26 protein-coding genes are annotated in these 24,059 nt (G+C 62.8%); 20 read left to right on the forward strand and 6 right to left on the reverse strand.

Going from position 1 to position 24,059, the window contains the following annotated elements; genetic code table 11:
• Window positions 1–29: 29 nt before the first annotated feature.
• Both ABID19_RS02330 and ABID19_RS02335 read right to left on the reverse strand, forming a co-directional pair.
• The gene (locus ABID19_RS02330; RefSeq protein WP_354487688.1) at window positions 30–1,055 is read right to left on the reverse strand and encodes an Lnb N-terminal periplasmic domain-containing protein; all 1,026 of its coding nucleotides are present in this window, start codon (window positions 1,053–1,055) and stop codon (window positions 30–32) included.
• 241 nt (window positions 1,056–1,296) lie between these two features.
• The gene (locus ABID19_RS02335) at window positions 1,297–1,689 is read right to left on the reverse strand and encodes a VOC family protein (RefSeq protein WP_354487690.1); all 393 of its coding nucleotides are present in this window, start codon (window positions 1,687–1,689) and stop codon (window positions 1,297–1,299) included.
• Window positions 1,690–1,858: 169 nt separating this feature from the next.
• Here ABID19_RS02335 and ABID19_RS02340 point away from each other — a divergent pair, with 169 nt between their 5' ends.
• The 13 genes from ABID19_RS02340 to ABID19_RS02400 all read left to right on the forward strand — a co-directional run bounded on the left by ABID19_RS02340 (window position 1,859) and on the right by ABID19_RS02400 (window position 12,596).
• Window positions 1,859–2,548, forward strand: coding sequence for an ankyrin repeat domain-containing protein (locus ABID19_RS02340; RefSeq protein ID WP_354487691.1), 690 nt, complete (start codon window positions 1,859–1,861; stop codon window positions 2,546–2,548).
• A gap of 103 nt (window positions 2,549–2,651) precedes the next feature.
• On the forward strand, window positions 2,652–3,041 hold the full coding sequence (locus tag ABID19_RS02345) for an ArsR/SmtB family transcription factor (RefSeq protein ID WP_354487693.1): 390 nt from the start codon (window positions 2,652–2,654) through the stop codon (window positions 3,039–3,041).
• Between the two features lie 5 nt (window positions 3,042–3,046).
• Window positions 3,047–3,571: an SRPBCC family protein gene (locus tag ABID19_RS02350; protein WP_354488275.1), complete on the forward strand. Its 525-nt coding sequence runs from the start codon at window positions 3,047–3,049 to the stop codon at window positions 3,569–3,571.
• Between the two features lie 127 nt (window positions 3,572–3,698).
• Window positions 3,699–4,274 (forward strand): dihydrofolate reductase family protein, encoded by a 576-nt coding sequence (locus ABID19_RS02355; RefSeq protein WP_354487695.1) that lies wholly within the window; start codon window positions 3,699–3,701, stop codon window positions 4,272–4,274.
• A gap of 102 nt (window positions 4,275–4,376) precedes the next feature.
• Window positions 4,377–5,366, forward strand: coding sequence for a DUF2332 domain-containing protein (locus tag ABID19_RS02360; protein WP_354487697.1), 990 nt, complete (start codon window positions 4,377–4,379; stop codon window positions 5,364–5,366).
• A 271-nt stretch (window positions 5,367–5,637) separates the two neighbouring features.
• On the forward strand, window positions 5,638–7,086 hold the full coding sequence (locus ABID19_RS02365) for an FAD-binding oxidoreductase (protein WP_354487699.1): 1,449 nt from the start codon (window positions 5,638–5,640) through the stop codon (window positions 7,084–7,086).
• A gap of 10 nt (window positions 7,087–7,096) precedes the next feature.
• Window positions 7,097–7,828 (forward strand): FadR/GntR family transcriptional regulator, encoded by a 732-nt coding sequence (locus ABID19_RS02370; RefSeq protein WP_354487700.1) that lies wholly within the window; start codon window positions 7,097–7,099, stop codon window positions 7,826–7,828.
• A gap of 2 nt (window positions 7,829–7,830) precedes the next feature.
• Window positions 7,831–8,016, forward strand: a complete 186-nt coding sequence (locus tag ABID19_RS02375; protein ID WP_354487702.1) for a VOC family protein — start codon at window positions 7,831–7,833, stop codon at window positions 8,014–8,016.
• Window positions 8,017–8,031: 15 nt separating this feature from the next.
• Window positions 8,032–8,268 (forward strand): VOC family protein, encoded by a 237-nt coding sequence (locus ABID19_RS02380; protein ID WP_354487703.1) that lies wholly within the window; start codon window positions 8,032–8,034, stop codon window positions 8,266–8,268.
• 67 nt (window positions 8,269–8,335) lie between these two features.
• Entirely contained in the window at window positions 8,336–9,382 is a 1,047-nt protein-coding gene (locus ABID19_RS02385) for an ABC transporter substrate-binding protein (RefSeq protein WP_354487705.1), read from the forward strand.
• Window positions 9,382–10,158, forward strand: a complete 777-nt coding sequence (locus ABID19_RS02390; RefSeq protein WP_435528675.1) for an ABC transporter ATP-binding protein — start codon at window positions 9,382–9,384, stop codon at window positions 10,156–10,158. The genes ABID19_RS02385 and ABID19_RS02390 overlap by 1 nt, the downstream gene beginning before the upstream one ends.
• On the forward strand, window positions 10,155–10,913 hold the full coding sequence (locus tag ABID19_RS02395; protein ID WP_352937869.1) for an ABC transporter permease: 759 nt from the start codon (window positions 10,155–10,157) through the stop codon (window positions 10,911–10,913). Before ABID19_RS02390 ends, ABID19_RS02395 begins: the two co-directional genes overlap by 4 nt.
• A gap of 126 nt (window positions 10,914–11,039) precedes the next feature.
• Complete coding sequence (locus ABID19_RS02400) at window positions 11,040–12,596, forward strand: serine hydrolase (RefSeq protein ID WP_354487708.1); 1,557 nt, start codon at window positions 11,040–11,042, stop codon at window positions 12,594–12,596.
• Between the two features lie 15 nt (window positions 12,597–12,611).
• Here the strand turns inward: ABID19_RS02400 and ABID19_RS02405 are convergent, their stop codons facing one another.
• Window positions 12,612–13,562 (reverse strand): hypothetical protein, encoded by a 951-nt coding sequence (locus tag ABID19_RS02405; RefSeq protein ID WP_354487710.1) that lies wholly within the window; start codon window positions 13,560–13,562, stop codon window positions 12,612–12,614.
• Window positions 13,563–13,818: 256 nt separating this feature from the next.
• Here ABID19_RS02405 and ABID19_RS02410 point away from each other — a divergent pair, with 256 nt between their 5' ends.
• Complete coding sequence (locus ABID19_RS02410; protein ID WP_354488277.1) at window positions 13,819–14,724, forward strand: alpha/beta hydrolase; 906 nt, start codon at window positions 13,819–13,821, stop codon at window positions 14,722–14,724.
• A 30-nt stretch (window positions 14,725–14,754) separates the two neighbouring features.
• Here ABID19_RS02410 and ABID19_RS02415 read toward each other — a convergent pair whose 3' ends face one another.
• The gene (locus tag ABID19_RS02415; RefSeq protein WP_354487711.1) at window positions 14,755–15,387 is read right to left on the reverse strand and encodes a TetR/AcrR family transcriptional regulator; all 633 of its coding nucleotides are present in this window, start codon (window positions 15,385–15,387) and stop codon (window positions 14,755–14,757) included.
• Between the two features lie 358 nt (window positions 15,388–15,745).
• On the opposite strand from ABID19_RS02415, the gene ABID19_RS02420 reads away from it, so the two are divergent.
• Genes ABID19_RS02420 through ABID19_RS02430 form a run of 3 tightly spaced genes read left to right on the forward strand, consistent with a single transcriptional unit; the run spans window position 15,746 to window position 19,523 of the window.
• A complete protein-coding gene (locus ABID19_RS02420; RefSeq protein ID WP_352937875.1) occupies window positions 15,746–16,225 on the forward strand; it encodes a (2Fe-2S)-binding protein in 480 nt (159 codons plus the stop codon).
• The gene (locus ABID19_RS02425; RefSeq protein WP_354487712.1) at window positions 16,222–17,205 is read left to right on the forward strand and encodes an FAD binding domain-containing protein; all 984 of its coding nucleotides are present in this window, start codon (window positions 16,222–16,224) and stop codon (window positions 17,203–17,205) included. Before ABID19_RS02420 ends, ABID19_RS02425 begins: the two co-directional genes overlap by 4 nt.
• Window positions 17,202–19,523, forward strand: a complete 2,322-nt coding sequence (locus ABID19_RS02430; protein ID WP_354487714.1) for a xanthine dehydrogenase family protein molybdopterin-binding subunit — start codon at window positions 17,202–17,204, stop codon at window positions 19,521–19,523. The genes ABID19_RS02425 and ABID19_RS02430 overlap by 4 nt, the downstream gene beginning before the upstream one ends.
• A gap of 100 nt (window positions 19,524–19,623) precedes the next feature.
• On the opposite strand, the gene ABID19_RS02435 is transcribed toward ABID19_RS02430, so the two are convergent.
• Together ABID19_RS02435 and ABID19_RS02440 are read right to left on the reverse strand one after the other, a co-directional pair.
• Window positions 19,624–20,175: an RES family NAD+ phosphorylase gene (locus ABID19_RS02435; RefSeq protein WP_354487716.1), complete on the reverse strand. Its 552-nt coding sequence runs from the start codon at window positions 20,173–20,175 to the stop codon at window positions 19,624–19,626.
• Window positions 20,176–20,517, reverse strand: coding sequence for a hypothetical protein (locus tag ABID19_RS02440; RefSeq protein ID WP_354487718.1), 342 nt, complete (start codon window positions 20,515–20,517; stop codon window positions 20,176–20,178). It lies immediately after the preceding gene.
• Between the two features lie 205 nt (window positions 20,518–20,722).
• On the opposite strand from ABID19_RS02440, the gene ABID19_RS02445 reads away from it, so the two are divergent.
• From ABID19_RS02445 to pstS, 3 genes are all read left to right on the forward strand, one after another.
• On the forward strand, window positions 20,723–21,616 hold the full coding sequence (locus tag ABID19_RS02445; protein WP_354487720.1) for a DMT family transporter: 894 nt from the start codon (window positions 20,723–20,725) through the stop codon (window positions 21,614–21,616).
• Window positions 21,617–21,726: 110 nt separating this feature from the next.
• Window positions 21,727–22,470, forward strand: coding sequence for a 2OG-Fe(II) oxygenase (locus tag ABID19_RS02450; protein WP_354487722.1), 744 nt, complete (start codon window positions 21,727–21,729; stop codon window positions 22,468–22,470).
• 430 nt (window positions 22,471–22,900) lie between these two features.
• A complete protein-coding gene (pstS, locus tag ABID19_RS02455; RefSeq protein ID WP_354487724.1) occupies window positions 22,901–23,989 on the forward strand; it encodes a phosphate ABC transporter substrate-binding protein PstS in 1,089 nt (362 codons plus the stop codon).
• The last annotated feature ends 70 nt before the right edge of the window (window positions 23,990–24,059 follow it).

Consider the following 24,059-nt stretch of genomic DNA (forward strand, 5'->3'; position numbering starts at 1 on the left):
CAGGGCGAGTCGATGGCTCGATAAATGTCCTAATCGAAGCCGGGGCGAGATCCTGGATTTGGGGATGGCACGCTAACCCGGATCAACCTCGAAAAGTCCGGCGAAAGGCCCGACGCCCGCGCGCGGCCGTCAATATGGGCTAACTGCCTCAGAACCGACATTGGCAAGCGGCTGTCGAGCGCACCTCGTGCATATGCATATTCGGGAAGATAGCCATTGACGATGAGGCGCCAGTCAAGTGGGACCACGTCACCGACGGCTCGCATCATCTTGACGATCGTCGTCGTGCAGTTCGTCGTGATGGAATTATAGAACTCAGGCGTTGCGGAAAGTGCATTTGCGTCCGAAACGTATTCCAGCAAGAGCGCCCGGGCTGCGTCCGGCGACATTTTTAGCCGATAGATTTGGACGTCCTCTCCTCGAACGTTTGACCTGACGCCGACGACGTCTCGCTCGTCAGCCGCGACAATGACCAGCGGATTGCTCTTGAACAGGTCTGCGATGGGTGAAAATTTGCCGCCTCCATGCCGCCGCACCTCAATCGACCAGGCAAGATAGTCACCTCCGGCAAAGCCGAAGCTTAGGATGACATGGGCGATATTGGGCCCGGACCAATAAGACATGAACAGGTCGACGGTCTGGACCCTGGAAAGGTCGTAGGTCCGCATCGTCCAGCGCTCGGTGAAATCAGTGCCGCTACGCCATTCGAAGTCTCGCACGTCAGTCAGCGTCAGCAGATTGCCGTCGCGGACGCCGGTCACCTGACGGGCGACTTCGGGCGCCCAGTCCGCGTGATCGAAAGGCCTGATGGTGCTCCACCAAACCAGCACCACAGCAAACGCAGCCGCAAACAGGACGAACGCCCTGTTTCGAAACCGGCCGAAGAGCGCGATAACGGTAGCGAGGCCGAACAGGAGGAAAAGGAGGCCGGCCACAGCCCGTCCAGGCTCAGCCACGGGCAGACGATACCACATGGCAAGTCCGGCCCAGGCAGACAAGATTGCAACGGCTAGCGAAAGGACGATGGCAAGCGAGATCCGAGCGATACGACGCATTCATTCCCCCTGATGCGCCGCTCTCCGGCGGTCCGGCATTGGCTGGATGCCATCGCGGGACATTCGAAGGCAACTCTAATGTCCATATTGAAGCACCAATCGGCCTGATACCAGCTGTCGCCCGCGGATTTCGCAGGCATGGAGCGAGCGACAAGGTGCCTGCGCGAAACGAGCGCGCTCGGCATCCGCCGTTCGATCAAATGATGACCTAGTGCGTCCGCCTGGCTACGTTACCGAGCGATCACGGGTTCCATCCGCCGCTGCCGTATTGTCGGGTAATGATCTCGAGAAGGTGACCGTTCGGGTCCTCGAAGTAAACACCGCGGCCGCCGTCGCGGTGATTGATCTGCCCCAACTGCGTCCGGCCAGGGTCAGCCCAGTACGGGAGGTTCCGTTCACGAATCCTATCGAAGATCCCATCGAACTCGGCTTCGCTGACCAGGAACGCATAATGCTGCGGCGTGATTTCGCCGGCTGTATCCATGTAGTCGAGGTTGGCGCCGTTTTCGGTCGTGACCATCTGGAAAGGTCCCCAGCGCCTCGGGGCTGGAAGACCAAGCATTTCCGCCAGGAATTTTGCCGACGTCTCGCTGTCGCGGGCCGACAGTATCGTGTGGTTGAAATCGATAGCCATGCCATCACTCCTTCGATCTATTCTCGCGCGTCGTTGTTTTCACGACTGAAGCGATCCGTACGAGATGGGATCGAAGGCCATATTGCTCAAGCGGGCGTGCCAACATGCCGATGACCTGCGGACGCTGTCGAATGAGAAGGCTTTTCGCTGAAAGCCGGTCATTCGGTGGATGTCGGCCGAACCGGAACAATGGTATCCTGCGGGTGCATTCGGGGAGGCGACTGCATTGACCCGCTTGGAAGCCGAAGGGACGAGAGGTTGGTCTAATCTGCTGCTCGCGGCAGAAAGGGGCGATGCGGAGGCTGTTCGAGCGGAATTGGCGGCCGGCGCCAATATCAACGAGGCGGACGACGGCGGCTGGTCAGCACTTCATCTCGCAGCCCTCAACGCCCGCACCGCGGCGGTCGAGGCGTTGATCGAACACCCAGCAATCGATGTGAATTCCAGAAACAAATGGAAGAGCACGCCTTTGAGCCTTGCTTCGGCCAAGGGCCACTACGCATCGATTTTGGCTCTCGTGAGACATCCCGAAATAGAGATCAATGCAAGAGCCGACTACTACGGCAGGACGGCCCTTATCGAAGCAGCAAAGAACGGGCATCTGGACGTCGTTAAGTTGCTTGTCGAAAATGGCGCCGACGTGAATCTGAGTGACAAGACCGGAAGAAACAACGCGCTTATCGAGGCTATCAAGGGTCGGCACTACGAGGTCGCGGGATACCTGCTTGATTCCAGGAAAATGAACTTTCTCAACAAGGATATGAGACTGAACGCCCTGATCTGGGCTGGAAGCTGCCATAATCCTCAACTCATCGAAAAGCTGGAGACCTCGATTCATACTTTCTTCGAAGGCAAGTGAAGGTTTCGCACCGCTTCCGCTACGGGCTGCCTGTGGAGTCTCCTTCCAAAATCATTCAACCAAACGGTTGACTATCTAAAGACGCGGGCCTATATTCAACTACATGGTTGAATTAGAGACACCCCAGATGGACTCAGTCTTTCACGCGCTTGGCGACGCCACCCGCCGGCACATGCTTCGCGATCTCGCCGGCGGCGAGCGAACGGTGAGCCAGTTGGCGCAACCCTTCGCCATGTCGCTGGCGGCGGCCTCCAAGCACATCAAGGCGCTGGAGAACGCAGGGCTTATCCGCCGGGAGGTGAGAGGCCGGACGCATGTCTGCCGGCTCGAACCCGCACCGCTGGCCAGCGCCCATCAGTGGCTGGGCTTCTACGAGCGCTTCTGGACCAACCGTCTCGACGTTCTCGAACGCCTCCTTCGCGAGGAGGACGCGCGCAAAGCCCAGGATGATTCCAAGAAATCGCCCAACTCAAAAGAAGGAGACGACCAGTGAACCAGATGAAAAGCATCGAAGCCTATGGCGAGCTGAGCGAGCCCGCCACGTTCACCATCCAGCGCCTTTTGCCCGGTCCCATCGAGCGCGTCTGGGCTTATCTCACCGAGAGTGACCTGCGCCGGCAGTGGATGGCTGCGGGTCAGATGGACATGAAGGCCGGCACCTCGTTCGAGCTCGTCTGGCGTAACGACGAGCTGACCGATCCGCCTGGCCAGCGCCCTGCAGGTTTTCCCGAAGAGCATCGGATGGAGGGCCGCATTACCGAGTTCGATGCGCCGCGCAAGCTCGCCATTACCTGGGGAAACACCGGCGGTGTTTCCTTCTCGTTGGAGCCGAGGGGTAACGATGTGCTGCTCACCGTCATCCATCGCCGGCTGCCGGAACGCGACACCCAGCTCAACGTCACCGCCGGCTGGCACATGCACCTCGACATGCTGGCCGCACGCCTCGCGGGCAAGACGCCGACCTCGTTTTGGGACGGCTGGAGCCGCCTGCGCGAAGAATACGATCGCCGCCTGCCGGCCTGACGCGATCGCGTCGGCCACCCCTTAAGTCACGCCCAGCTTCCACCGGCATCGCCCCTGGAGGCTCGCACACCAGCAACGAACCGACGATGAAACGTGCTTGCATTCCGCAAGCCCGATGGAGGAAGTCATGCGCAAATTGATCACCGGAATGAAGATTTCCCTCGACGGCAAGATGGAGGGACCCGAGGGATACGCGGATTGGGTCGATGCGTGGTCGGAGGAATACGGCCTGATGCCGCAAATCGACGCCTGTCTACTCGGCAGCGCCATGTATGCCGGCTACGAGCGCTATTGGACCGCGATACAGAACGAGCCGGACAAGCCGCTGCCGATGACCGGCAAATTGCCGACGCCGGCCGAGCTCGAATGGGCCCGCTTTGCCGAACAGACCCCGCATTATGTGCTGTCGAACACGATGACTTCGGCGCTTTGGCCAAAGACGCGCTTCGTGCGGACCTTCGACGACATCGCTGCCCTCAAGCAGCAGCCCGGCAAGGACATCTATCTCATGGGCGGCGCCCAACTTGCGGCGAGCCTCATCGATGCCGGGCTGGCGGATGAACTCCGGCTGATCGTCTATCCGCTGCTCGCCGGCGATGGGAAGGCGCTGTTTGGAGCGATCCAAAATCGTCGCGGGCTCGAACTGCGGAAAGTTGAGCAGCTCATGGATGGGCGCGTGAGCCTGGTCTATGGGATTGGCTGACGGAGCAGGCAAGGCACCGTAAAAACGCCGTGCCTGGCTCCAATCAGATCCGTGGATCGTGTACTGTGACGTGACGAGACGCCGGATCGAGGATCAGCGGGCATGGACGAGGAGGGCTTGGCCGATATCGCGGCCCGATATATTCGCTTCGCCGAAACGGAAGCTCGCGGTCGCTCGCCGCTCTATGAGGAGTTGGCTCGTGCTGTCGCAGGCGACCGGGAAACACTCGGCTTCCTCTCGACCCTCCCGGACGTGAAGCGGCAACCGAATCTTCTGCTCGCTGCGGTGCGTCACCTGTTCGGCACGCCGACAGGGTGGAGCGAGTTTCGCCAGGCGCTTCAGGCTAATCCCGACGCTATCCGCTCGCTCATGCTCGAGCGCTCGACGCAAACCAACGAGCCGGGGAGGTGCGCCACATTACTCCCCGTCCTCGCGCGGCTGCCGCAGCCGCTGGCCCTCCTGGAGGTCGGGACTTCCGCAGGGCTGTGCCTCATGCCCGACCTCTATAGCTACGACTACGGAGGCAAGGTGATCCGCGCACCCGCGATGGCCTCGGAGCCGCCTGTCTTCCGATGCTCCGCCAGCGAGACAACGCCATTGCCGACGACCTCGCCGCAAGTCGTCTGGCGGGCAGGATTGGACCTGAGCCCGATCGATGCTTCGGACGCCTCGCAGGTGGCTTGGCTTGAGACACTGGTCTGGCCGGAGCAGACGGCGCGACTTGCCAATCTCCGGGCCGCTCTAAAGATCGCTGCCACAGTCAAGCCTCGGTTGGTGAAGGGCGACCTGCGTGGGAGCGAACTCGTGCGGCTCTGCAGCGAGGCGCCCAAGGACGCTACCCTCGTCGTCTTTCACACGGCCGTCCTCGACTATGTCTCCGACCTCGCAGATAGAGAGGCTTTCGCTTTGCAGGTGATGCATCTTTCTCCGTATTGGCTATCGAACGAGTTCCCTCGCGTATTCCCGTCCATCGCCACACGCGCTGGAACAAGCTGGCCACCTGGCCGCTTCCTCCTATCTGCGAACGGCTCCCCTGTCGCTTGGACCGACCCGCATGGTGCCTCGCTCGAATGGATCGCTGACGACGCTTAAGTACCCGGCGGATGCGGAGCATTTGCGCCAAGGCTTGCTGAAGGCCGACCCTTCCCGAATAAGTTAGATGTCCGGCTCTGCGTCCGACTGCGGACGTCAGCCGACGTCGCCTTGAACTTCCGCAAAGTCCGCAATGCGGCCGTTCCTCGTGCCAGCCTCGGGCTTCCGCTCACCCCATAGCCGAAATTCAAACTGACGCTACCGGATATCACAATGACCAAGGCGAATTGGAGGCTTGCCAAGTTGTAGGATGACCGTATGATGGGACTCCATGATCGCGGATCGCCCATCTCAACTCGAAGCTTCTGGGGCAATTGAACTGCCTGTGCAGTTGGCGGCTGATGCGCTAGTCGACGGACAGTCGCCGCTGGCAGAACGCTACCTCATCGATTGGAGCCGCGACAGGCGCGGAAGCGCCCGCTTCATCGTGCGCCCAGCATCCGTGGAAGACGTCCAGGCGTTTGTGAGATGGTGCTCACAGAGCGGTGTCGCCATCGTCGTGCAAGGCGGCAACACCGGACTTGCCGGCGGCGCCATTCCCGACAATTCGGATTATGCCGTGCTGTCGCTTGAGCGTCTCAACCGGATACGCTCCGTCGATCCGCTGGACTTCACGCTGCAAGCTGATGCCGGTGCCGTGCTGCAGGACGTCAAGGACGCCGCTGAGGCATTCGACATGACCTTCCCTCTCGCGCTTGGCGCGCAGGGATCGTGCACGATCGGCGGCAATGTTGCGACCAATGCGGGCGGCATCAATGTGCTGCGGTACGGCATGACGCGTGATCTGGTGCTTGGGCTTGAGACGGTCCTGCCGGATGGCACACTGTGGAACGGCATGAATGGGCTGCGCAAGGACAATCGCGGCTACAGCCTGAAGCAATTGATGATCGGCTCGGAGGGAACGCTCGGGATCGTCACGGGCGTAGAGGTAAGGCTCTCGCCCCGGCCGACGCAGGTCGAGACCGCCTATGTGGGACTGGGCAGCTTCCGCCAGGCATGCGAGCTTTTCCGCATGGCGAGGCATCTCTGCTCCGACCTTCTCAGCGCGTTTGAGGTCATCGGCGAGGAGTGCCTGCCGCTGGTCCATCTCATCGATCCGAACCTGCGCTCGCCATTAACGCAAGCGTGCCCGGTTCATGCGATCGTCGAACTCGCCTGCGGGCCAGGGATAGATGCCGGCGGACTTCTTGAAACGATGCTGGCGCGCGCCCTAGAGACCGACCTGATCAGGGACGGCGTCGTCGCGCAAAGCCGCTCGCAGGCTGCCGCATTCTGGGCCATCCGCGAGGGCCTGGTCGAGGGTCAGGCGCGGCGTGGCTTTCATGTCCGCACCGACCTCTCGGTTCGCCTCAGCGAGGTGCCGAAGCTGATTGAGCAAGCACGCGCGTGTATCGTGCGCGAGTGGCCAGGCTGGACATCCCTAACCTATGGTCACGCGGGCGATGGGAACATCCATTTCAACGTGCTGCCTCCCATCGATTGCGAGCCCGGCGAAGCGAGGAACGTGGGCCAGGCGGTTTTGACCCAACTTTATGAACTGGTCGGAGCGCTCGGCGGCTCGTTCAGCGCCGAGCATGGCGTCGGCCGCAGCCGCAGCCATGTGTTCTGGGCCGGTCTGTCCCAGCGCGAGCGGCAGCTACATACCGCGATCAAGGCAGCCTTCGATCCGGCAGGCCTGTTCAATCCCGGATGTCTCATGCCTGATCGAGGCGATTTGTAGGGGAAGCCGCATGAAGCAGCGTTCGTCCATCATAGGCAGCGTGGAGGCGCTTCCGCATCGTGTCGCCTCGCATCTGAGCCGCGAGATCGAGGGCGGCGATATCATCCCGGGAGCCCGGCTACCCACCGAAAGCCAGCTCGCCGACAAATTCGGCGTCAGCCGCAATGTTGTCAGGGAAGCGATCGCGCAGCTTCGCGCCGATGGCATGGTCGAGGCGCGTCAGGGCATAGGCGCATTCGTGATGGCGCCGGAACAGCGGACAGCCATCCGGATCGACCGCGAAGCGCTGAAAGACCAGCGCAACATGGAGCAGCTCTTTGAGCTGCGCAGCATTCTGGAGACCGAATCCGCCACGCTGGCCGCAGCGCGCTGCGCATCCGATGATCTTGACGCAATCAAGGCTGCGCTGGACCGCATGGGCGGCGAGGAGCGCTGGGAGGATGGCAGCATCGAGGCCGATCTCCTTTTCCATCGGGCGATCGCCCGGGCCACGGGCAATAGCTACATCTACACCTTCATTTCCTTCGTCTGCGAGCAGATCCGCCAGTCGATCCACTATGCCCGCCTTACCAACCCGCTGCACGACCTGGTCGAGGTCAACGTCGCCGAGCACGTGCGGATCTACGACGCGCTCGCCGCGCATGATCCGCAGGCTGCCGGCGAGGCGATGCGCCGGCACATCGATGGCGCGGCATCGCGCGTAGGCGTCGAACTCACCGCGAAGATCAATCGAGGCAAATGACCATGTCGCTCGGGCAGACCAAGGCAATCACCGACATCTGCCTCCTTGTGGAGGATATCGACCGCACCATCGACTTCTACACGCAGAAGCTCGGCTACCGGATCAGACGCTTTCGAGCTCCATGGCAACGCACGCCTTATGCGCCTGCTTCGGAGAGCGGACATTCGAGACGCCGCAGTGGCGATTGATGTGATCCAATTCCCATGCGGCGAGCGTCACGCGCTCGGAATGAAAATCGACAAATCCCTCGGCGCGGCGCCGGCGAGGTCGACCGGCTCTACGCCGAACTGTCGGACAAGGGAGTTCCGTTCGTCGGGCCTCCCGGCGACTATGTCTGGAACGCGCGCTGCGCCTATTTCCACGACCCGGACGGGACGCTGTGGGAGCTCTACGCCTGGACCGGCGCGGGACCGGGCGACTATCACGACACCCAAGGATGATCCGATCGCGACGGCCTCGCAAGAAGGGCCGCGCCGCATCAAAACAGTCCAACAACGGAGCAAGAAGATGAGTGGGAACACATCGCAGTGGAATCGCAGATCGATCCTGAAGGCCGGCGCTGCTAGCCTGGCGGCTTTCGGGCCGGGACTTCAGCTGTTTGGCGCCAGCGCCTCGGCAGCTGCCAAGCTCGTCGTCCAATATGACTGGCTGATGTCGAACGGCCAGATCGGCGACGTCGCAGCAATCGCCAATGGCTACTTCAAAGAGGCCGGGCTCGAAGTCGAGTTCAGCCCCGGCGGACCAAACGCCGCCACCGTGCCACCGGTAGTGTCCGGTGCCGCTCAGCTCGGCCAATTCTCGGAATCGCCTCAACTCTATGCCGCGCGGGCGAGCGGCGTTCCGATAAAGATCATCGCCTGCGGCTATCGCACCGGGCCTTATGCGCTGACGTCGAAACCGGCGAAGCCGATCCGGTCGGTGGTGGATTTGAAGGGCATGCGGATCGGCACGCAGCCGACCGCGCGCTTCGCCATCGACGCGATGCTCGCGAAGAACAAGATCGACCCTTCCGAGGTCACTATCGTCAATGTCGGGTTCGACAAGGCCCCGCTCGTCCGTGGCGACGTGGATGCGATCGGCGGCTGGATCACCAACACGCAGGCGCTCAGCGTCGTCGGCGATGATCGCATCGATCTTCTGTTGTCGGAACTGGGCCTGGCGTCCTATGCCGACGTGTACTTCGCGACCGACAGCGCCATCGAATCCGATTCCGAGACCCTGGCGAAATTCATCGGCGCGGTCGCCAAGGGATGGGGCTGGGTCCACGCCAATCCCGAGCAGGCCGTCGACAAGCTTGTCGCGGCCTATCCCGAGATCGACGCGGGCTGGGAAAAGAAGACGATCCCACTGGTGCTGAAATTGTCGTTCGACGACAACACGAAAAAGGATGGCTGGGGCACGTTCGATCCTGCCTCGATCGAGAGCCAGATCGCGCTGCTTGACCAAATTGGCCAGTATCCGAACGGCAGGCCGAAGGCCGAGGACGTCTATACGACGAAGGTGCTCGAACTCAGTGCGGCTGATCGGCCGAAGCTCGGCGCGCCCGCCTCTTGATGGCCGCGCCGGCTATCGAAACCTCCGGGCTCGACGTCGGCTATCCCGGCCGGCACTCGCCCGTGACGGTGATCTCCGGTCTCGACCTGACAGTCGAGGCCGGAACGTTCCTGTCGATCCTCGGGCCTTCGGGGTGCGGAAAGTCGACGTTTCTGCGGGTTGTCGCCGATCTTTTGGCGCCACTCGCGGGCACGATACGCGTGATGGGCGAAACACCGTCGGCTGTGCGCTCCGGCCGCGGCGTGGGCTTCGTCTTCCAGGACTCGACCCTTTTGCCTTGGCGCACGGCGCGCGAGAATGTGCGGCTGCCGATCCAGGTGGGCCGCCGCAGCCTGTCGCGCATGATTGACGACCGGGCCGACGAGCTGCTCGAACTCGTCGGCCTGTCGGCACTCGCTGAGCGCCTGCCGCATCAGCTTTCCGGCGGACAGCGCCAAAGGCTGGCGATCGCCCGGGCGCTGCTTGGCGAGCCGCGTCTGCTTCTGATGGACGAGCCCTTTGGCGCGCTTGACGAAATCACCCGCGATCGCCTCAACGACGAACTGCTGAACCTTTGGCGGCGGACCGGAACGACCGTGCTCTTCGTCACGCATTCCATTGCAGAAGCCGTCTATCTCGGGCAGCGCGTGATCGTGCTTGCAGCCCATCCGGGACGGATCGTCGCCGACCACGACCTTCGTCCGCTGAAGGGGCCTGACAACAGATGCTCGCGCGAGGATCCGGCGATCGTCGCGGCAATGGCCACGATGCGCTCGGCCCTTGGAGCGGCCTCGTGAATCGCGGCCCGCTTTCGCCGTTCGCACAGACTGTGCTGCCGATCCTCGGCGCCGGCTCGCTCATTCTTGCATGGCAGGTTCTGCTGCCGCTCGCCGGCGTGCCCGCATACATCGTTCCGACGCCGACCGCGATAGCGGGCGTGTTTGCCAGGAACGGATCGCTTCTCCTGTCGAACCTCTGGCCGACGGCCATTGAGGCGCTCTCCGGCTTCGTCCTCGGCAACCTCGCCGCAGTGCTGCTGGCGATCGTCTTCGTTCACAGCCGCACGCTTCAGGCGGCCTATTTTCCGGTCGTGCTGTTCTTCAATACGATCCCGGTCCTGGCGCTGGCCCCGGTCGTCATTCTCATTTTCGGCCTCGGCATGCTGCCCAAGATCGTGATCGCGGCGGTGATCTGTTTCTTCCCGACGCTCATCAACATGATCCGGGGTCTGGAATCGGCGAGCGCCAGCGAGCATGAGCTGTTCCGGGTGCTGTCGGCAACGCGCTGGGAAATATTCTGGCGCCTGCGCCTGCCGCGCGCACTGCCCATGCTTTTCGCTTCGCTGCGGATCGCCTCGGCGACCGCGGTGATCGGCGCGATCGTCGGCGAATGGATCGGCTCCGACAAAGGTCTCGGCGCGCTGATTATCCAGGCGACCTTCAACTATCAGTCCGACCGGCTCTACGCCGCTATCGTGCTCTCATCGCTGTTGTCGATCGGGTTCTTCATGACGGTCGTTGCCGCTGAGCGGTGGTCGGTTCGATACCGTTGACCGGCTGGTTCCAGGGACGGCGCTTGGGGCAGCGCAGCGGACTTGGCTTTACCGCTCAGGCGAGGATTGGCCTTTCCTGCGCGGCCCTGTACTATGAACTGGTAAATGCAGGGGAGGAACTGGAGCGTGCGACTGGATCGGACTCTCCGCCGTTGGGGGATGTGGGCCTTCATCGCCGTCATGGTGCTTTCGCCGCATGCGGCGTCGGCCGACACCATTACGCCCGACCGCATCGCTGCCGCCCTGTCGAAGCTCGAGGCGCTCGCCGAAGGCGTCGTCGCGGATGGTGGGGTGCCTGGTCTCGCCATCGGGGTCGTCCATGACGACAAAGTGATCTTCCTCAAGGGTTTCGGGCATCGCGAGGCTGGCAAACCGGAGGCCGTCGACGTCGACACGGTGTTCCAGATCGCCTCGCTCTCCAAGCCGGTCTCGGCCACGATAGTGGCGGCGCTGGTCAGCGACGAGATTGTTTCCTGGGATGCGAAGATCGCCGACCTCGATCCGGGCTTCCGGCTGTCGGAGCCCTATCCGACCAGCGAACTCACGGTCCGCGACCTGTTCGCCCACCGCAGCGGACTTCCCGGCACGGCCGGCGACGACCTCGAGGGCATTGGCTACGACCGCGCGGAGATCCTGCATCGGCTGCGTTTCGTGCCGTCCATGTCGAGCTTTCGTGCCGGCTACTCCTACAGCAATTTCGGCCTGACCGAGGGTGCCGTCGCGGCCGCGAAGCCGACGGGCAAGCCTTGGGAGGAGATCGCCGAGGAGAAGCTCTACCGTCCGCTTGGAATGGCTTCGACCAGTTCCCGTCATGCGGACTTCATCAAGCACGCCAATCGCGCCGCGCTCCACGTCAAGATCGACGGCGCCTGGGCCGCGAAGGTAAAGCGCGATCCCGATGCGCAGGCGCCCGCAGGCGGCGTCAGCTCCACGGCACGCGATCTCTCGCAATGGGTGCGCCTCGTGCTCGGCAATGGCGTCTATGACGGCAAGCCACTGATTGCCGCCGATGCGCTGGCTGAGACGCATGTTCCCCTGATGACGCGCGGCAAGAACCCCGTCTCCGGCGGCGAGTCCTTCTACGGCCTCGGCTGGAATATCGAATTCGGCCGTCACGGCCTGAGCTGGGGCCATGCCGGCGCCTTCAGCGTCGGCGCCCGCACCCTGGTGACGCTTTTCCCGGAGGAGAAGCTTGGCATCGTCATCGTCGCCAACGCCTTTTCGACAGGCGTGCCGGAAGGGCTGTCCGACAGCTTCGCCGATATGGCCTTTGACGGCAAAATCGAGAAGGACTGGGTCAAGGCGTGGGACGACACCTATGCGGGTCTGTTCGGCCCGGCAGTCGCTGCCGCCAAGGCCACCTATGCCGCGCCGCCGTCTCCGGCAAGCGCGGCCGGACCGGCCAGCGCCTATAAGGGCCGCTATTTCAACGACTTCATCGGCGACGTTGTTGTGTCGAGCGAGGGCGACGGCCTTGTGCTCAAGGTCGGGCCGGACGGCGCCCGATCCTATTCGCTGGAGCATTTCGACCGGGACATGTTCCTGACCTATCCGGACGCCGAGACGCCGGATGCGCCGTCTGGCGTAAGCTTTGTCGTCGGCCCCGACGGCAAGGCGTCGGCCATAACGGTGGAATTTCTCGACGGCAATCATCTTGGCACGCTGCGGCGCGTGGGTGATTAGCCCGCGCTCATCGGCTCACCTTTGCCGGTTCAAGACGGCCGGGCCGAACTGGAGCAATTTGAAGCAATCTCCGCCTCCCGACTTCAACTGCGTCAGGAAAGGTTTCGACCGGTCGATCCATTCCTGGTGCGACCTGGCATCGGCTTCGATCTCGTTGACCGGTCCAAGATTGACGAAGCTGCGCCCCTGGCTGAAAAGCCAGCACGCACGGCCGAGAAGTCTCCTGCTGCGCTGGCGCAAGAGGTCGGCGTCATAGAAGATGTCGAGCACCTCCTGCTTGATCTTTGCCTCCTTTTCAGGATTTGCGATCGCAACCGCGATCGGTTCTCCGCCGATCGCATCCTGCAGGTCCTTGTAGTCGAGGGCGAGCTGCGTGGTGGAATATTTGATCTCGCTCTCGTCCCGGACGATGTTGAACCACAGCGCGGGATTGAGTTCGTTGACGACGAACGATGCTTCGAAATCGCGCGACAGGTTCAGGATCTCGAACGCTTGAACCTCAACGTCGCGTTCAACCAAAAGGATACTGGCGACCTGCTTGCCGAGTTCCGCCCCGTGTGCACTGATCGCGGCGTTCGTTCCGCCGAGTTCCGGGCTGATATAAGGCCCGCCATCATCCAGCAGCGCATCGAATTCGCCGAGGTATTCGACCACGGCGGCGCCGCGAGCAATGCGCGCGGCCAGTTTGGCGAGAACCAGCTGGAGCTCCGTTTCGCGTTTGCGCTGGTCCTGATAATTCTGCTGAAAAAAGAAGATGAACAGGGAAACGCCGATGCCGATCAGGATCACGCCGAGCTGGGAAAAGATGTTGCGATAATATTCCAACAGCTTTTCACGATGGCGTATGTCGTGGCGCACATTGTGCGCCACACGAACATTGACGATCAGCGAAAGGATCAGCAGCCCGGCGCCGACCAAAATGAGGCTGCCGATGAGGAAGTAGCCTTGGCCTGAGTTGAAATCCATCCTTTGCCGCGTCCCCGAAGCCTCAGATCGCGCAGACTAATACCATTCAGCTTCAACACCTACATGTTCGTAAGGCAATGTCTTGGAAGACCCGAACACGATGTTCCCGAGGTTCGACCATTTGCGGGGGCAGTGCTAAAAGATGACGAGCGGGTTTACGGGCGACCTGTCGTCCCGTGTATTCGCCATGGCGCCGGCATCGGCGGTTGATGACGTGTGGCTGCTGCTGTCCGCCGGTTTGAGGCTAGGGAAGCAAATGAGCTATGTGGACGAAGACCTCGATCTGACGGAGATCAACGCCGTCCGCAGTTTGTTGACGTCAAAGCCGCGACCGGTGGGCTGGGACGAACGCCGGGCGCGGCTCGACGAGGTTGGTTCGGCGTGGCCGATTGCGGACGACATCCGATGCGAGGATGCGGCTTTCGATGGCCTCGAGGGGGAGTGGTCCCTGGCGCCTGAGAGTGACAAGGACAAGGTTCTGCTCTTTTTTCACGGTGGTGGCTACTGCTCCGGCTCTCTCAAAAGCCATCGTCGAATGGTGACCGAAGCAGGTCGGGCAATGGGAATGCGCACGCTCGCGATCGATTATCGACGCGCACCGGAATATCCTTTCCCTGCGCAACATGAAGACGCACTCACCGCATGGCGCTTTCTAAGCCGGCAAGGGATCGCGCCGGATCGCATCGTGGTTGGCGGAGACAGTGCGGGCGGCAACCTCACCCTGTGCTTGGTCAGTATATTGTCCGCGGCAGGGGAGCGGTTGCCGCGGTGTCTCTGGCTGATTTCGCCCTGGACGGATCTTTCGATGTCCGGCGCGACACTATCAACCAAGGACGCGATCGACCCTATCATCCACCGGGCGTATTTGGAGGAGCTGGCAACCGCCTATGTTCCCCATGGCGTTGGTCGGCGCGATCCCCTGATCTCGCCGTTGTTCGCCGATCCGAGCGGATATCCCCCAATGCTGATACAGGTCGGTTCGGCCGAGACGCTGCTGGCGGACGCAACTCGGCTTGCGGAAGCCGCTGGCGGGGCTGACGTCAAGGTCCGCCTCGAAATCTGGCCACATATGATTCACGCTTGGCCGGTTTGGAATGCGGGGTTGAATGCCGGTTGGCGCGCTCTTCGCAGCGCCGGCATGTTTGTCCGCGAGTATTTATAACCCCAGCGCCATGTTTTCGGTGGCCAGCCTTTACCGGCTGTCCTTCGCCGGCCTGCCCGCCCCAAACCGCAGCCCATCCATCAACAGCGACACCAGCCGGCGCGAGCGGTCGCGCCAGTCGTCGGTGTCGGGCGCCGAATAGATGCCGCCCAGCGCGTGCAACACGTCGGAGGAGTCGACATCGCTGCGGATCGAGCCGTCGGCCGCCGCCGCATCGATCAGCTGCCGCAGAGCGAGTGACACCCGGCCGGACATGTCGGAGAACAGGGTTGAATTGGTGTTGAGCAGGATGCGCAGGCTCGTCGCCAGGCCGCGCTTGGTGGCGATGTAATCGACGAAGCGCTGCATCCATTGTTCCAGCGCGATATCAGGCGGATGGTGAAGGGCAAGCTCGTCTGCGGCCGCGCACAGGCTTTCGACTTCGCGCCGGTAGACCACCTCGACCAGATGCTCGCGCGTCGGAAAGTGCCGGTAGAGCGTGCCGATGCCGACGCCGGCCTGACGCGCGATCTCCTCCAGCGAGGCATCGACGCCATGCGCGGCGAAGGCCACTGCCGCGACCTCGACCAGCGCGTCGCGATTGCGCTGCGCATCGGCGCGCAACGGTTTTGCCGCTGTCGCGTCGGGCTTTTCTCTGGCGGTTGCGGGCGGCTGCGAAGCCAATTTTTTCTCCACTGCAATACGGGGCTTGAACCCGACGGGTTCAGCCCCCACGTAATAAACGGAGGCGCCTCCGCTTTAGTGGAGCACCCTTATCATATAATCAGGGGAACCGGTATGTCACGTGTTGAAAGCCTGCAAGCCGGCGAAAGCGTGATCTCCCCCCTCGAGGGGGAGATGTCGCCAAAGGCGACAGAGGGGGTCGGTTCGACCGGGCGCGACCTCCTGCGACAGTGGAGGTTGGCGCTCCATGCGAGGCGACCCCCTCTGGCCTGCCCGCCATCTCCCCCTCAAGGGGGGAGATTACTCCGCCGCTTTCGCCCCTAACCCTCCGCGTCAAGCAACTGGAGCCAGACGCCCCATGACAAGCAAAACTCCCATCCAACTTCACATCAACGGACATCGCCATGAACTGGAGGTCGAGCCGCGCGTCACGCTGCTCGACGCCTTGCGCGACCATCTCGGCCTGACCGGCACCAAGAAAGGCTGCGACCAGGGCCAATGCGGCGCCTGCACCGTCCATATCGACGGCCAGCGCGTGCTGGCCTGCCTGACGCTTGCCTGCCAGGCCGAGGGCAGGGCGGTCACATCAATCGAAGGGCTTGCCCAGGACGACGGCACGCTGCACGCGGTGCAGGCCGCCTTCCTCGAACAGGATGCCTTCCAGTGCGGTTACTGCACGCCGGGCCAGATCATGTCGGCTGTCGCCTGCATCCGCGAAGGCCATGCCGGTTCGGATGACGAGATCCGCGAATATATGGCCGGCAATCTCTGCCGCTGCGGCGCCTATCCGCACATTGTCGCCGCCGTGCGCCAGGCTGCACTGGAGGTCGCGTCATGAGGGACTTTTCTTATCTGCGCGCCAATTCCGTCGATGCGGCACGCCAGGCGGCGGCGCTGCCCGGCGCCATGCTGCTGGCCGGCGGCACGACGCTTGTCGATCTCGCCAAATGCGGCGTCGCCGAACCCGACACCGTGGTCGACATCACCCATCTCAAGGGGCTGGATGCGATCACGGTCGACGACCGGGGCGCCACCATAGGCGCGCTGGCAAGGATGAGCAGCGTCGCCGACCACGCCGGCATCAAGAGCCGGTTCCCCGCCATTTCGGAAGCGCTGTGGCAGGCGGCGTCGGCGCAGCTGCGCAATATGGCGACCATCGGCGGCAATCTGATGCAGCGCACACGTTGCCCGTATTTCCGCGATCTCGCGAACTTTCCCGCCTGCAACAAGCGCTCGCCCGGCAGCGGCTGTTCGGCGATCGGCGGCGTCACCCGTGGCCATGCCGTGCTCGGCACCAGCGAAGCCTGCATCGCCACCTATCCGGGCGATTTGGCGACGGCGCTGGTCGCCTTCGACGCGGTGGTCCATCTCGGCGACCGTCAGGTCGCGGTCGACGACTTTTTTCTGCTGCCGGGCACCACGCCCGACAGGGAACATGCGATCGGACCGGGCGAGGTGATCACCGCGATCAGCATTCCTGCTTCGGCCGCCGCAGGGCGTTCGACCTATCTGAAGGTCCGCGACCGGCAATCCTATGAGTTTGCCGCCGCGAGCGCTGCTGTCGGCATCGAATTCGAAGCCGACGGAAGAACGATCCGTGACCTGCGTGTGGCGCTCGGCGGCGTCGCCACCAAACCATGGCGGGCTCGCGCCGTGGAAGAGGCGCTGAAAGGCAAGCTGCTGGAGGCTGATATCGTCAAGCAAGCCAGCCTGCTCGCCATCGAGGGCGCCGTCGACCACGGCGCCAACCATTACAAGATCGAACTGGCGCCGCGCGTCGTCGCTCGCGCCATCCTTAAAGTTGGAGAAACGGCATGACCGTTCACGAGATCAGAACCAGACAGGGTGATTCAAAGAGGGGCGACGCATCGGACGGCGCCGTTTTGGCGGAAGCAGTGGGCGGGCGGCTGTCGCGCGTCGATGGCCCGGCCAAGATCACCGGTGCCGCAAAATACGCCGTCGAGCAGCAGCTCGAAGGGCTGAGCCATGCCGTTCTCGTCGAGAGCACGATCGCCGCCGGCAAGGTGCGTTCGATCGACACGGCAGCGGCTGAAAGCGCACAGGGCGTGCTTCTGGTGCTGACGCCGGACAATGTGCTGCGCCTCAACACCGCGACGGACTGGCTGGGCACGCCGCCGCCAGATGCTCCCTATTGCCCGCTGGCGCGCGACATCACCTTCAGCGGCCAGCATGTCGCGGCGGTGGTTGCCGAAAGTTTCGAGCAGGCGGTCGCGGCCGCAGCACTTGTCAAAATCAGCTATGACGAGACGCCGGCCATCGTCGACCTCGATGACCCAAAGGCCGGCGACGGCATTCCGGTCGACACGATGACCAAGGAATGGGGCGACGCGCAAGCGGCTTTCGCCGCTGCTCCGGTGCGGATCTGTGCGGCTTACAACACGCCGCGCGAATACCAGGCGCCGATGGAGCCGCACGGCCTGATCGCGCACTGGCAGGGCGACCGGCTGACCGTGTGGGAGCCCAGCCAATGGCTCGACGGCATGGCGCGGACCTATGCCGAATGGTTCGGCGTGCCGTTCGACAATGTGCGGCTGGTCTCGCCCTATATCGGTGGCGGCTTCGGTTCCAAGGCGTTCGCCTACGGCTACGGAGCTGTGGCGGCGATGGCCGCCAAGATGCTCGGACGGCCGGTGAAGCTGGCGGTCACCAGGCCGCAGACCTTCACCGCCTATGGCGGACGCGCGGCGACGCGCCAGACGGTGGCGCTCGGCGCCGACGCCGAGGGACGGATCCAGTCGATCGTGCACCGCGGCGTCAACGAGACTTCGGTGGACGGCATGTGGGTCGAGCCGCTCGGTTCGGTCACCTCGATCATGTATCAAACGCCGAATTTCTCGTCGCGGCAGAATGTCGTGCGGGTCAACACCGTGGTGCCGGGCGCTTTGCGCGCGCCAGGCGAGAACCCGAGTGCCTTCGGCATCGAAAGCGCCATCGACGAGCTCGCCTATGAGGTTGGCATCGACCCGCTGGAAATCCGGCTCAGGAACTATGCCGAGCAGGATCCAGAGGCGAAAAAGCAATGGTCGACACGGCAGCTGCGCGAGGCCTTCGCGGTTGGCGCGGAAGCCTTCGGCTGGTCGAAGCGCCCACGTGAGCCGCGCTCGATGCGCGACGGCAACCAGCTGATCGGCTGGGGTGTTGCCGCCGGCACTTATCCGGTGCGGCGCGCCTATGGCGAGGCGATGGTGCGCATCCTCGCCGACGGCTCGGTCGAGGTCGAAAGCTCGAGCATCGACATGGGGCAGGGCACCTATACGATCCTGGCGCAGACCGCCGCCGAAACGTTGGGCGTGCCGGCTGAGAACGTCGTGGTGAAGCTGGGTGACTCGCGCTATGCCCGCGCCGGCGTCACCGGCGGGTCTCGGCTGGCCGGCGTGATGACCGGCGCCGTGCACAAGGCGGCGACCGCCGCGCTCGACCAACTGGTCGGGTTGGCGATCAGCGATCCAAATTCACCGTTCCATGCCCTGCAGGCCAACACGCTGGTGGTCGCCAATGGCCGCATAAAGTCGCCGCGCGGCGATGGCCCTGAGGTCTCCATCGCCGAGCTGCTCGGCAGCGTCGGACGCAGCCATATCGAGGCGATGGGCGACACTACGCCGGCCAATTGGACGGCGGAGGATCGCTACAAGAACAATACGACCATAACGATGGCGCTGCCGCATACCGAGGGCGACTATTCCCGCCACAGCTGGTGCGCGCATTTCATCGAGGTGCGCGTCGACGAGGATTTCGGCACGGTCCGCGTGTCGCGCGTGGTGTCGGCGCTGGATTCGGGCCGGCTCTACAATCCCAAGCTCGCCGAAAGCCAATGGAAGGGCGGCATCATCATGGGCATCGGCCAGGCGCTGCTCGAGGAAGGCATCGTCGACCGCCGCCATGGCCGCATCGTCAACAACAACCTGGCCGACTACCTCATCGCCACCAATGCCGACATTCCCGACATCGAGGTGATCTCGGTCGGCATCCCCGACCTGCATTCCTCGGTGCTCGGCGGCAAGGGCGTTGGCGAGCTGGGCATCGTCGGCGTTGCTCCGGCGATCGCCAACGCGGTGTTCCACGCCACTGGCAAAAGAGTTCGGGATCTGCCGATCACGCTGGAGAAGCTGATTTAGGGGCGACCGCCGATCTCCCAACAACGGGAGATCGGCGACGACGACAACCGTCAATCGCGCAACTGATTCTGCTGCGACATGTGCGAGCCGGCGCCAAGCGCTATGTCCAGTCGATTTCTCCATGATCGGCTTTGGTTGTCATCGCTTCAGGCGGCAGCCGATCGCAAAAGGCAATGACATTCAGGCAATCATATCGAGCGCTCGGGACGATCAGGCCGTCATAGTCGAGGAAATGCGCAACCTCGCCGATATCTTGCGACCTGGGATATTCAGCGTTCTTCTCTTGATAGGAAAGTTGCCCGTATCGCGAAGTATCCAAACCGAGTGCCTGCAATGCAGCCAGGTCGAGCAGTCTGAGAGCTCGTCCCAACGCCAGATCAATCTCAAAAAGATTGTACTTGACGCGTGAGGGGATCACCGGTTGCCCGCGCGTAAGGTGGAATCTCATTTCGCTTAGTGCGCCCTCCCGCCTTTCGGAGGTGTAGAGCACATCAAATGTTCCATCATCCCAACGGCCACCGGAGCTCGAGCACTGGATCGGATCGCGGCCCTGGCGCACCACGCGCCAGACCGTTCCGGAGTATTCGACCGGAGCGATCGCCTCGATGGCGTCAATGAGCTGGCTGTCACGTCGCTTCCGCCCGACGGCCAATTAAAGGAAGGCCTCGTTCTCAAGCCGATCGATGACCTTCAGGACGTCGATGCTGCGGTCATCGTGAATGAGGTCGATCGCTCTTTCCCCGTTCAATTGGGGGTGCCGGGCATAAAGCCATGTCCTTATTTCGCTTGGCTCGTAGAATTCCTGCAAACGGCCAACGATGTAATGCAGGTCCGACAGGATAAGCTCGCTTCGCGGCTGCGGCTTGATGTCTCCGGCCTTCCATCGGGAAACCGTGGCTTTCGACACCTCGGTGATGTTTGCAATATCGGTCCCCCTGAGGCCACCAAGAGTGCTCAATTCGTCGAGAAATCTTGGGACTGCCCGCAACGCCATGCTCATCTTTTCCAAGGCTCTTCTTGTGAGACTATGCGCAAATGCGTTTCACGAAAACAAAATATGAAACCTCAATGTTACTGTCAAGGCAGGGTTTTCGCTCGGGAGCGAAGCAAAGAGGCCTTGTGCCGGCGGTCATTTTTCAGCGTAGGCGATCCGTAAGCTGGCTTCGGCCACCTTCCCCGCGTCAAAGCGAGGGGAAACGATGTCGAAGCTGCACGCCAATCTTCTTCTGCTGGTCGCTGCGGCACTGTGGGGCCTCGGCAATGTTCCGCAGAAGACCATTCTGGACTATCTCGACCCGATGAGCGCGGTCGGCATGCGCTGCCTGATCGGCTGGATCCTGGTGCTGCCGCTGATCGCCACCGAAGCCCGGCGACCGCCGGGCGGTCTCTATCGCGCGAGCTTGGCAAGGGTCAGCGTGCTGTTTGCAATCGCGATCGTCCTGCAGCAGATCGGCTATCTCGGCACGTCGGTGACGAATGCCAGCTTTCTGGTCAGCACGGCGACTGTGATGACGCCCTTCGCGGCGTGGCTGCTGATCGGCGAGCGGCTGACAGCGGCTGTCGGCTTCGCCGCCGGCCTGACGCTGGTCGGCGCGCTGCTCTTGTCCGGCGGCATCGCCAGCTTCAACCAGGGCGATGTGGCGATCATGCTGTCAGCGGGCTGCTACGCGCTCTGGATGGTCGAGCTCGGTCGTCATGCGCAGACCTATGGACGCCCGTTCACCGCCATGGCGACGCAGTTCCTTGGCGCGGCGGTGATCAGCCTGCCGCTCGGCTTCTTCCACGGCAATCTGTCGCCTGCCAATGCGTTCGATGCCTGGCCGCAACTGCTTGTGCTCGGCGTATTCTCTACAGCCGTCTGCTTCGGCATCCAGACGATTGCCCAGCGTTTCACCTCGGCCAGCCACGCAGCGGTAATCGTCAGCGCCGAAAGCGTGTTCGGCGCCCTGGGCGCGGCACTTTTCCTGGGCGAGCGGACATCGTTCGTCGGCATGCTTGGGGCGACGATCATGCTCGGCGCCGCCCTTTACCTCGCCACTTCGGGGGACGGAGCGATCAGGCCGGCGCCCGAAAACGGCGCCACCGGTGCTTGAGATTGTGAGACGCGACACACCTCACTATGCCCATCGGCATGAAACGGGTGGTCTCGGCGCGCCATTTCACCCATCTCTGATGGCAGGACAAAGCCACAGGAGGCAAAGCCATGACCATTCATTCGATAGGTTCGAAGGCAGCGGTCCGATCGGCGGAGACGCGCGTCGCTGGATATGATTGGCAGGCATTGGCCGAGGAGATGAGCGGCTATGGCTGCGCGGTGATGGAAAAGCTGCTGACACCGCAAGAATGCCGGGAGATCGCCGGGTTTTATCCTGACGAAAGCCATTTCCGCAGCCATGTTCATATGGCGCGGCACGGCTTCGGCAAGGGCGAGTACCGCTATTTCCGCTATCCCTTGCCCGAGCTGATCGGCGGCTTGCGCACCGCGCTCTATCCGCGTCTTGCCGCAGTCGCCAACGAGTGGAACGAGCGCATGGGCATCGCCCAGCGCTACCCGGACGAACACGCCGCGTTCCTCGAGCAATGCCACGAGCAGGGCCAGACGCGGCCGACGCCGCTGCTGCTGCAATATGGTCCCGGCGACTTCAACTGCCTGCATCAGGATCTCTACGGCGATCTTGCCTTCCCGCTGCAGGTGGCGATCCTGCTGTCCGAACCTGGCAAGGATTTCACCGGCGGCGAGTTCGTGCTGACCGAGCAGCGCCCGCGCATGCAGAGCCGGGCCGAGGTGGTGCCGCTGCGCCAAGGCGACGCGGTCGCCTTCGCGGTCCACAATCGTCCGGTGCAAGGCAGCAAGGGTAGTTACCGGGTCAATCTCAGGCACGGCGTCAGCCGGCTTCGCTCCGGCACGCGCCACACCGTCGGCATCATCTTTCACGACGCGAAGTGAGGTCTTAGACTTCCTTCTCCCTTCTCCCCCTGTGGGAGAAGGTGGATTGGCGCGCAGCGCCAAGACGGTTGAGGGGTGTTGGACGGAGCGCCGTCGGTGCCAAGCTGGAACACCCCTCATCCGTCGCCTTCGGCGACACCTTCTCCCACAAGGGGGAGAAGGGTGCGCGCTAGGCGCAACGTTGGAGTCCAGTCCTTCGGACCCCCAATTCTTCATGGGAGTCCGAGGGACGGCGGGACAAGCGATCGCGGAAACGCGAATAAAAAAGTTTCGCCCACCAAGATCTCTGTCATCCAATCGTTAACCAAGGTTCATACGATGAGCGATGTTGTTTCTCGACCGGCGTTCATTCGCTGGACGGACGACTGTTGATATCTGCCAGGACTGAGAATTAGCCAGTTGTTTGCGCAGTATAGTTGGGGGTCGCGAGATGTTTTCAGCAGGCTTTTTGTCACTGCGGCGCAAATGGGCCAAAATAACCGGACGTGGCGCCATCGCGCTTGCCGTTGCTTTGACGATCGGCGACGCTGCACAGGCTGAACCTATTCGCGGCGCCGGATCGACGCTGGCCGCCCCGATCATCGGCAAATGGGCAGCCGCCTACGAGAGCGCCCGCGCCGATGGCGGCGACTATGTTTCGCCCGATTGGAAGGTCGACTATGAAATCGTCGGCTCGCTCGCCGGCGTCCTGCGTCTCGATCAGCCGGACATGGACTTTGCGGCGACGGATGCACCGATCAACGCCGCCGAGCTTAGGAAAACCGGCCGCCAGCAGTTCCCGATCGTGATGGGCGCCATCGCCGTCGTCGTCAATCTCGACGGCATTGGCCCGGGAAGCCTTCGCCTGACGGGGCCGCTTCTGGCCGACATCTATCTCGGCAAGATCCAGTCATGGTCCGATCCCGCGATCAAGGCGGCGAATCCGGATCTGACGCTGCCCGATCTCAGGATCAGCGTGCTTCATCGCAAGGATGGTTCCGGCTCGACCTTTGTCTTCACGGAGTATCTGTCGGCGGTCAGCGAGGAGTGGAAGGCCAAATACGGCGCCGATACGCTGATCTCGTGGCCGCTTGGCACCGATGCGGAAGGCACTCAAAACCTCATTCGAGCCGTGCACGATACGAAGGGCGCGATCGCCTATGCCGAATCCGGCCAGGCCCAGCGCGCCAGCCTTTCCTACGCATTGATCGAGAACAAATCCGGCAAATTCGTCAAGCCGGAGCCAGACGGCGTTCAGGCTGCGGCGACGTCCGTCGACTGGGCGAAAACGACCGACTTCTTCGCCTCGCTGACCGATCGGGACGGAGACGCCGCCTATCCGATCAGCACGGCGGTGTTCGCGGTCGTTCAGGTCTCGGGCCGTTCGGAACATCGCTATCGCCGGGTGCACGACCTTTTCCGGCTCGCCTTCGCGCAAGGCGCCGGCGACGCCACCGCGCTCGGCTATGTGCCGCTGCCGAAAGCGCTCGTCGACCAGGTCGAACAATACTGGGCAAGGCAAGCGCCCGTCGGAAACTGAGCGGAAGAGCCAGGCTGCCTCGCGCAGCATCTGAACTTAACGTCATATCGCGCCGTGGTAACGGCTTGTT

It is taken from the genome of Mesorhizobium robiniae (assembly GCF_040545535.1).
GTDB classification, from domain to species: Bacteria; Pseudomonadota; Alphaproteobacteria; order Rhizobiales; family Rhizobiaceae; genus Mesorhizobium; species Mesorhizobium robiniae.